We start from the raw sequence: 771 nt of genomic DNA on the forward strand, positions 1-771 counted from the left end.
TTGTTGTTGGCCGAGGTCGCGGAGAAGTCTTCGAACACCACGCCCGCCAGCGAACCCAGCACTTCGCCGAAGTCGTGACCGGAGGTCCCGGCCAGCGGCAGGTTGCCGATCTCGATGACGTTGGTCGGATGCTCGATGCCGTTGCCGTAGCCCTGCGGCTGCGTCTCGGTGATGCGGTAATCCTGGCCGACCACCAGGCCGGTGAACTGGTAGGCGCCGTTGGCATCGGTCTGCAGCACCACCGGTGCCGGATCGTCGCCGTTGCCGAAGATGCCATCGGCGCCCGCGCCGGTCAGCGTGAGGGTCACGTCCTGCAGGCCACCGTTCGGACGCGAGTTGTTCGTGCCCGCATCGCCGGCGTCGAAATCGCCGTTGCCGTTGCGGTCGACATACACGCTGCCGGTGATGGCGGCGACGAGAATCTCACCGAAGTCGTTGTCGATCGATGCGCCCCCAGCGGGCAGCACGATGCCGGCCACCGCGCTGGGCACGGTGGTCACCGGCGTGGCGGTGCCGCTGGGGCTGCCGCCGACGGTGCCGGCCACGGTGATGCCGTTGGAGGTGGTGTATCCACCGACCACCGGCTGCGCCACCTGCTCGCTGACGGTGTAGGTGCCGGCCAGCAGGTCGTCGAAGCGATAGTCGCCGTTGGCGTCGGTCACGACCGCCGCCACCGCATTGCCCAGCGCATCCACGGTGCCGGCCGGCAGCGAGATGCTGACCCCGGCGATGCCGTTCTCGCCCGCCTCGCGCACGCCGTTGTTGTTGGCG

At 69.0% G+C, this 771-nt stretch carries 1 protein-coding gene; it reads right to left on the minus strand.

Going from position 1 to position 771, the window contains the following annotated elements; all coding sequences use genetic code 11:
* On the minus strand, positions 1–771 hold a 771-nt coding region (locus V3390_RS10170; RefSeq protein ID WP_331690431.1), incomplete at both ends, for an SdrD B-like domain-containing protein.

It is taken from the genome of Aquilutibacter rugosus (genome assembly GCF_036541335.1).
In the GTDB taxonomy this organism is placed as follows: domain Bacteria; phylum Pseudomonadota; class Gammaproteobacteria; order Xanthomonadales; family Xanthomonadaceae; genus Aquilutibacter; species Aquilutibacter rugosus.